Source organism: Elioraea sp. Yellowstone (assembly GCF_006704265.1).
In the GTDB taxonomy this organism is placed as follows: Bacteria; Pseudomonadota; Alphaproteobacteria; order Acetobacterales; family Acetobacteraceae; genus Elioraea.
In genome coordinates, this window is record NZ_VIKA01000144.1 from 1 (window position 1) to 7,745 (window position 7,745).

The following is a 7,745-nucleotide window of genomic DNA, read 5'->3' on the forward strand; positions in this document are numbered from 1 at the left end:
GGCCCCTGCCGCGCCGCCGCGCCGGTCGGCGGCGCGCGGCGCGCGGCTCGGCACCGCGCCGCTGCAGACCCTGGGCTCGGCTGCGGAGGAGCACCTCTCGCTCGGGCTCGCCGAGGAGATCACGACGGCGCTGTCCCGCTTCCGCTGGATCGCGGTCGTCTCCTCCGCCTCGCTCGCGCGTTTCCTCGGCCCGAACGCCGACCCGCTGCCGCTGCGCGGCGCACTGGATCTCGACTTCCTGCTGACGGGCTCGGTGCAGGCGGACGGCGAGCGGGTGCGCGTCACCCTGCGCCTGCTCGACCTGCACGCCGCGGGCGAGGTGGTCTGGGCGCAGCGCTTCGACCGCGAGGCGGCGAACCTGCTCGCGCTCCAGGACGAGATCGCCGCCGCCGTGGTGGCGCAGATCGATCCCGAGATCCTGCTGATCGAGGCCAAGCGCGCGGCCTCCCGCCCGCCCGTCGACCCGTCCGCCTACGAGCTCGTCCTGCGCGCGATCCCGGCGATCTACCGGCTCGAACGCGAGGCCTTCCTCGAGGCGGGACGGCTGCTGACCCGGGCGATCGCGCGCGAGCCGGAGAATGCGGCGGCGCATGCCTGGTTCGCCTACTGGCACGTCTTCCTGGTCGGCCAGGGCTGGGCCGAGGACCAGGAGACCGCGCTCGCGCGCGCCGGCACCCATGCCGAGAAGGCGATCCTGCTCGACCCGTCCGATGCGCGCGCCTTCGCGATCGCCGGGCACGTGCGCAGCTTCCTGCACCACCGGCTCGACGAGGCGATCCGGCTGCACGAGCGCGCGCTGTCGCTGAACCCGAACCTGCCGATGGCCTGGGTGTTCTCCGGCGTGGCGCATGCCTATCGCGGCGATCATGCCGAGGCGCTGGCCCGCATCACGCGCTACCGCCGGCTCTCGCCGATGGACCCGCACGCCTTCCTGTTCGACACCGCGCTGATGATCCCGCATCTGCTGCTGCACGAGCACGAGCAGGTGGTGGCGCTCGGGATGCAGGTCACCGAGATGAATCCCGGCCTGTCGGCGGCCTGGAAGCCCTATCTCGCCGCGCTCGGCCATCTCGGCCGAACGGCGGAGGCGGCCGAGGCCCGCGCCCGGCTGCTGGCGCTCGAGCCGGGCTTCACCGTGCAGCGCTTCCTCGCCACCGCCCCCTTCGCGCGCGCCGAGGACCGGGCGCACTACGCCGCCGGGCTGCGCGCCGCCGGGCTTCCCGAGGGCTGAATACCGGCCTCCCGCCGCCGTTTGTTGCGGCGCACCATGGCCTGGGGTAGCGTGCCGGAGCGGCCATGACCGGGCCGCCCAGGGAACGCCACGTGACCGACAGCACCAAGCCCCCCGGCCCGGGCGAGCAGGGCCCGAACGAGATCGCTCCTGTGCTGCTCGAGGAGGAGATGAAGCGCTCCTACCTCGACTACGCCATGAGCGTGATCGTCGCACGCGCGCTGCCCGACGTGCGCGACGGGCTCAAGCCGGTGCACCGGCGCATCCTCTATGCCATGCACGAGGCGGGCTACGCGCCGGACCGGCCGCACCGCAAGTCGGCCCGCGTGGTCGGCGACGTGATGGGCAAGTACCACCCGCACGGCGATGCGGCGATCTACGATGCGATGGTGCGCATGGCGCAGCCCTTCGCGATGCGCCTGCCGCTGATCGACGGCCAGGGCAATTTCGGCTCGATGGACGGCGACCCGCCGGCGGCGATGCGCTACACCGAGGTGCGGCTCGCGCGCGCAGCTCAGTCGCTGCTGGAGGGAATCGACGAGGACACGGTCGACTTCCAGCCGAACTACGACGAGACCGCCGAGGAGCCGCGCGTCCTGCCTGCGGCCTTCCCCAACCTGCTGGTGAACGGCGCCAACGGCATCGCGGTCGGCATGGCGACCTCGATCCCGACCCACAATCTCGCCGAGGTGATCGACGCCACCGTGACGCTGATCGACGAGCCGGAGGCGGATCTCGCGCGGCTGATGGAGAAACTGCCCGGCCCCGACTTCCCCACCGGAGGGATCATCCTCGGCCGCGCCGGGATCCGTGCCGCCTTCGAGACGGGGCGCGGGGCTATCACGGTGCGCGCGCGCGCGACCGTCGAGGAGATCCGCCGCGATCGCGAGGCGATCGTCGTCACCGAGATCCCCTATCAGGTGAACAAGTCCGACCTGCTCGAGCAGATCGCGGCGCTCGTGCGCGAGAAGCGGATCGAGGGCATCACCGACATCCGCGACGAGTCCGACCGCGAGGGCGTGCGCGTGGTGATCGAGGTGAAGCGGGACGCGAATGCCGAGATCGTGCTGAACCAGCTCTACCGCTTCACCCGGCTGCAGACCTCCTTCCCGGTGCAGATGCTGGCGCTCGCCGGCGGCCGGCCGGAGCAGATGGGGCTCAAGGCGATCCTTCAGGCCTTCCTCGCCTTCCGCGACGAGGTGCTGGTGCGGCGCAGCCGCTTCCGGCTGGCACGTGCGCGGGAGCGCGCGCACGCGCTGATCGGGCTTGCGGTCGCGGTCGCCAATATCGATGCCGTGATCGCGCTGATCCGTGCCTCCGCCGACGGGGCGGAGGCGCGCGCGGCGCTGATGGCGCGCGACTGGCCGGCCGCCGATCTGGCACCGCTGCTCGCGCTGGTGGACGATCCGGCGAATGCACTGACGGCGGCCGGCACGCTGCGGCTGACCGAGGCGCAGGCGCGCGCGATCCTCGATCTCCGCCTGCAGCGCCTGACCGGGCTCGAGCGCGACAGGATCGCCGAGGAGCTCTCCGGCCTCGCCGGGCAGATCGAGGAGCTCCTGGCGCTGCTCGCCGCGAAGCCGCGCCGTCTTGCCGCGATCCGCGAGGAGCTCATCGCCATCAAGGCCGCCTTCCCCTCGCCGCGCCGCACCGTGATCGAGGATGCCGAGAGCGACCTCGACGACGAGAGCCTGGTCGAGCCCGCGCAGATGCTGGTGACGCTGACGCGCGAGGGTTTCATCAAGCGCGTGCCCCTCTCCGCGTTCCGCGCGCAGAAGCGCGGCGGGCGCGGCCGTACGGGCATGACCACGCGCGAGGAGGATGCGGTCACGCGCATCTTCGTCGCCAACAACCTCGACGAGGTGCTGTTCTTCACCAGCCGTGGCAGGGCGTATCGCCTCAAGGTCTGGCGGCTGCCCGAGGCGCCGCCGCAGGGCCGCGGTCGCAACATCCGCCAGCTGCTCGGCAACCTGGAGCCGGACGAGTCGATCAGCGCCGTGCTGCCGCTGCCGTCGGACGAGGCGCTGTGGGACAGCCACTACGCGGTGTTCGCGACCTCGCAGGGCAATGTCCGCCGCAACCGCCTGTCCGACTTCCGCAACGTGCGCCAGAACGGCCTGATCGCGATGAAGCTTGAGAACGGCGAGCGGCTGATCGACGTGCAGGCGGTGCGCGAGGATCAGGACGTGCTGCTGGCCACGCGCAGGGGCCGCGCGATCCGATTCCCGGTCGCCGAGGAGCTGCGCGTCTTCGCCGGCCGCACCTCGACCGGGGTGCGCGGCATCCGCCTCGCCCCGGGTGACGAGGTGATCAGCCTCTCGGTGCTGACCCATGTCGAGGCAACCGCCGAGGAGCGGGTGGCCTATCTCAAGGCGGCCGCGGCGAAGCGGCGCAGCGGCGAGCCCGAGGAGAGCCTCGAGGAGGCCGAGACCGCGGCCGAGATCACGCTCGCGGCGGAGCGTCTGGCCGAGCTCGAACGGGCCGAGGAGTTCGTGCTCACCGTCACCTCGGGCGGCTACGGCAAGCGCACCTCGGCCTACGAGTACCGCGTCACCGCGCGCGGCGGCCAGGGCATCACCGGCGTCGCGCTGACGCGCAGGAACGGTGGTGCGGCGGTGGCGTCGTTCCCGGTGCGCGACGGCGACGCGCTGGTGCTGGTCACCGATGCCGGCCGCACGATCCGCATCCCGGTCGACGACATCCGCATCGCCGGCCGCGCCACCCAGGGGGTCATGCTCTTCCGCATCGAGGACGACGAGCACGTCACCTCGGTGTTCCGCGTGGTCGAGGACGAGGCCGAGGGCGAGGCGGCATGAGCGGGCGTCGCATCGGCCTCTATCCCGGCACCTTCGATCCCGCCACGCGCGGACATCTCGATATCATCGGCCGTGCGGCCAAGCTGGTCGACACGCTGGTGGTCGGTGTCGCCGCCAATGCCGGCAAGGGGCCGCTGTTCTCGCTCGAGGAGCGCGTCGCGCTGCTCGAGGCCGAGACGGCGCCAATCGCGAGCCGGAACGGCACCGTGATCGAGGTGCAGCCCTTCGACTGCCTGCTGATCCAGTTCGCCCGTCGCATCGGCGCGCGCGTGATCATCCGCGGGCTGCGCGCGGTCAGCGACTTCGAGTACGAGTTCCAGATGGCGGGCATGAACGCGCGGCTCGATCCCGGGATCGAGACCGTGTTCCTGATGGCCTCGGAAGGCGTGCACTTCATCTCGAGCCGCTTCGTCAAGGAGATCGCGCTGCTCGGCGGCGACATCTCGCCCTTCGTCTCGGCGCCGGTGATCGGGCGGATCGCGGCGAAGGTGGCCGAGCGCGGCGCGACGGGACGGCTTGCGTCCGGCTCCGGATCGGCGCACGACTGAACGGCAACCACGGGAGGGACGCATGACCGGTCTGAAGCGTGCGCTGCTGGGCGCGGTATTCCTGTTCTCGGCCACGGCGGCAGACGCGCAAGGGCCGGCGCGCGATCCCGAGAACACGCTGTTCATGGATCTCAAGGACGGGCGCGTGGTGATCGAGCTCCGTCCCGATCTCGCGCCGAAGCATGTCGAGCAGATCAAGACGCTGGTGCGCCGGGGCTTCTACGACAACACGCCGTTCCACCGCGTGATCGACGGCTTCATGGCCCAGGGCGGCGATCCGACCGGCACGGGCACGGGCGGCTCGGACCTGCCGAACATCCCGGCCGAGTTCTCGACCAGCGCGAAGTTCCTGCGCGGCACGGTGGGGATGGCGCGGGCGCAGGATCCGAACAGCGCGAACAGCCAGTTCTTCATCATGTTCGCGCCTGCCCCCTTCCTCGACGGCCAGTACACGATCTGGGGCCGCGTGGTGCAGGGCATGGAGTTCGTGGACCGGATCAAGCGCGGCGATCGCAACCGCAACGGCGTGGTTGCCCCGCCGCCCGACCGGATCCTGCGCCTGCGCGTCGCCGCCGACGTGAGGGAGTGACGACCGCCGGTTTCGACGGTCCGGACTTGGCGGGCCTGGAGCGGTTTCCACAGGAGTGGAAACCGCTCCAACCTGTCCTCGCGAGCATCTTCACGCATGCGGCTGATTCCAGCCGTATGCGATCTGCTCTAGAAGGCGGAAGGGCGGGCCGGTAGCTCAGCGGTAGAGCCGCGGACTTTTAATCCGTGGGTCGTGGGTTCGATCCCCACCCGGCCCTCCACTCCTTCGCAGCCTGCCGAGCGCCGCTGCGTGAACGGCCACGCCCCGGCTCCGCGTGCCGCACCCGGCGCATCAGGGGCGACGCTCGGCGCGCCGACGTCAGAAGTTCACCCTGTCTGCCCCCTTCAGCGCCAGCATCCGCCGCGCATCGTCCGGGCTCGCGACCTCGAGCCCGAGCCCCTCGACGAGCTGGCGCGCGCGCGTCACCTGCTCGGCGTTCGAGCGGGCGAGCCGGCCGGGTCCGATCCAGAGCGAATCCTCGAGCCCGACGCGCACATGGCCGCCCATCACCACCGCCTGCGCGGCGATCGCGAACTGGTTGCGTCCCGCGCCCAGCACCGACCACTGGTAGTCGCGGCCGAACAGCCGGTCGGCAGTACGCTTCATGTGGGCGACATCCTCCGGATGCGTGCCGATCCCGCCCAGGATGCCGAACACCGACTGCACGAACAGCGGCGGCTTCACCAGGCCGCGGTCGAGGAAATGGGCGAGCGTGTAGAGATGGCCGATGTCGTAGCACTCGATCTCGAAGCGCGTGCCGTTCTCGGCGCAGGAGGAGAGGATGAACTCGATGTCGGCGAAGGTGTTCTTGAAGATCCGCTCCTTCGAGCCCTCGAGATAGGGCCGCTCCCACGCATGCTTGAACTCCCTGTAGCGGGCCAGCATCGGGTAGAGGCCGAAATTCATCGAGCCCATGTTCAGCGAGGCGATCTCGGGCGCGAACACCTGCGCCGGCCGTACGCGCTCCTCGACCAGCATGGTCGGCGCGCCCCCCGTGGTGATGTTCACGACCACGTTCGCACGTTGCTTGATCACCCGCAGGAAGGGCAGGAAGGCCTCGGGCGACTGGTCGGGCTGACCGGTCTGCGGATCGCGCGCGTGCAGGTGCACGATCGCCGCCCCCGCCTCGGCCGCCCCGATCGCCGCCTCGGCGATCTCCTGCGGCGTGACCGGCAGGTGCGGCGACATCGAGGGCGTGTGGATCGCGCCGGTGACGGCGCAGGTGATGATGACTTTGCGTGTGGTCATGCTCGGTTCTCCGGCGCGGGCGGGGTCGTCACGGGCATTCCTTCCGTCACGGCAGGCGGCGTCGGCGCGCTGCCGCCGCGCATCGCGTCGCGCAGGCCGCGCAGGGAGGCGCGCGCGATCCCGGCCTCGGCGAGCCAGCGCGCGGGCGCGCCGGAGGCGAACAGGGCCGCCTCGTCGATGCGCCAGTGCGGCCGCGCGCGCGCATGCCCCGCGGTGATCGCCTCGATGTCGCCCGGCATGTTCGGGTGCAGCGCGACGAAGGTCGTGCCGGCACCGAGCCCCTCGAGCAGCGTGCGGTAGGCCGCCTCCGCCCCGCCCGGCGCGTGCCCGGGCGTCATCGCGAAGGCATCGATCGGCGCGACCCAGGGATGATCCGCGAGCCCAGCATAGACGCCGGGATCGAGCGCGCCCAGGCGCAACACCGCGAGATAGGTCTCGATGCGGCGGGGCAGCAGCAGTGGCAGCCGGAAGCGCTCGGCGAGGCGCAGCGTGCCGGCCAGGAACTCCGGCGCCAGGGCCGCTCCCATGTGCGTGTCGAGATGCGTCGGATCGAGCCCCGAGGCGAACGCACGCTCGATCTGCGCGGTGCATTCCTCCTCGACCCCCACCGGGTCGGCGGCCGCGCGCAGCGACGGGACGTCGCGGTGGAACGCCCCTTCGGCGTCGGTCAGGCCGGCGGAGGGGGCGCGGATCGCGACCGGCCCCCAGCGGTAGCCGATCCACTCGCTGGTGAGCGTCAGGTGCACGCCAAGGTCGAGCGACGGATCGGCTGCGGCCGCGTGGGCGATCTCGGCGAACCAGGGGCACGGCACCATGACGCTGCCGCAATCGATCGCGCCCGCGCGCGCCAGGGCGAGGAAGGCGGCATTGGCGCCGTGGCACATGCCGACATCGTCGGCGTGCAGGATCGCGACGCGCCCTGCCGTCACGGCCCGAGCATCCAGTCGAGGATCAGCGGGATCTCGGCCGCCATCATGCTCCAGCCATGCTCGGCGACCGAGCCGCGCGCGCGCGCGGCCAGGACGAGCGGCGTGTCGGGGCGGTTGGCGATGTCGAACACGGCGCCCCCGCGGGGGACCAGGTCGGGCGGGCAGGGCAGGCGGGTGTCGCGATCCATCCCGACGGGGGTGCAGTTGACCAGGACCTCCGCCTCCTCGAGCGCCGCCTCCGCGCGCATGCCCGGGAAGGTCGCGGCGACGGCGAGGGCGAGGTCGTGCGCCCGCGCCGCGTCGCAGTCGTGCAGCGCGAGCCGCGCCGGCGCCTCGGCGGCGATCGCCATCGCCACGGCGCTTCCGGCGCCGCCGTCGCCGAGC

General features: G+C 71.9%; 6 protein-coding genes, 1 tRNA gene and 1 pseudogene. 5 read left to right on the forward strand and 3 right to left on the reverse strand.

Going from position 1 to position 7,745, the window contains the following annotated elements:
• From FK498_RS19405 to FK498_RS15565, 5 genes are all read left to right on the forward strand, one after another.
• Positions 1-1,231, forward strand: a 1,231-nt coding sequence (locus FK498_RS19405; protein WP_161988444.1) for a hypothetical protein, incomplete at its 5' end; no start/stop codon positions are given.
• Between the two features lie 92 nt (positions 1,232-1,323).
• A complete protein-coding gene (gene gyrA, locus FK498_RS15550) occupies positions 1,324-4,047 on the forward strand; it encodes a DNA gyrase subunit A (RefSeq protein ID WP_141856137.1) in 2,724 nt (907 codons plus the stop codon).
• Positions 4,044-4,595 carry a pantetheine-phosphate adenylyltransferase gene (gene coaD, locus FK498_RS15555; protein ID WP_141856127.1) on the forward strand — a complete coding sequence of 184 codons (552 nt, stop codon included), beginning with the start codon at positions 4,044-4,046 and terminating at the stop codon, positions 4,593-4,595. The genes gyrA and coaD overlap by 4 nt, the downstream gene beginning before the upstream one ends.
• Positions 4,596-4,617: 22 nt before the next feature.
• The gene (locus tag FK498_RS15560) at positions 4,618-5,184 is read left to right on the forward strand and encodes a peptidylprolyl isomerase (RefSeq protein ID WP_141856129.1); all 567 of its coding nucleotides are present in this window, start codon (positions 4,618-4,620) and stop codon (positions 5,182-5,184) included.
• A 145-nt stretch (positions 5,185-5,329) separates the two neighbouring features.
• Positions 5,330-5,404 (forward strand) — tRNA-Lys (locus FK498_RS15565).
• 98 nt (positions 5,405-5,502) lie between these two features.
• Here FK498_RS15565 and FK498_RS15570 read toward each other — a convergent pair.
• The 3 genes and pseudogenes from FK498_RS15570 to FK498_RS15580 form a co-directional block, all read right to left on the reverse strand.
• Entirely contained in the window at positions 5,503-6,432 is a 930-nt protein-coding gene (locus FK498_RS15570; protein ID WP_141856131.1) for a 3-keto-5-aminohexanoate cleavage protein, read from the reverse strand.
• A complete protein-coding gene (locus FK498_RS15575) occupies positions 6,429-7,361 on the reverse strand; it encodes a polysaccharide deacetylase family protein (RefSeq protein ID WP_141856133.1) in 933 nt (310 codons plus the stop codon). The genes FK498_RS15570 and FK498_RS15575 overlap by 4 nt, the downstream gene beginning before the upstream one ends.
• Positions 7,358-7,745, reverse strand: a pseudogene (locus tag FK498_RS15580) (hypothetical protein); the annotation flags it as partial. The gene FK498_RS15575 and the pseudogene FK498_RS15580, both read right to left, overlap by 4 nt.

Bases quoted from the DNA above. Each gene is read 5' to 3' on its own strand.
- coaD (WP_141856127.1), top strand. From the start codon at position 4,044: ATGAGCGGGCGTCGCATCGGCCTCTATCCCGGCACCTTCGATCCCGCC.
- FK498_RS15560 (WP_141856129.1), top strand. From the start codon at position 4,618: ATGACCGGTCTGAAGCGTGCGCTGCTGGGCGCGGTATTCCTGTTCTCG.
- FK498_RS15570 (WP_141856131.1), bottom strand. From the start codon at position 6,432: ATGACCACACGCAAAGTCATCATCACCTGCGCCGTCACCGGCGCGATC.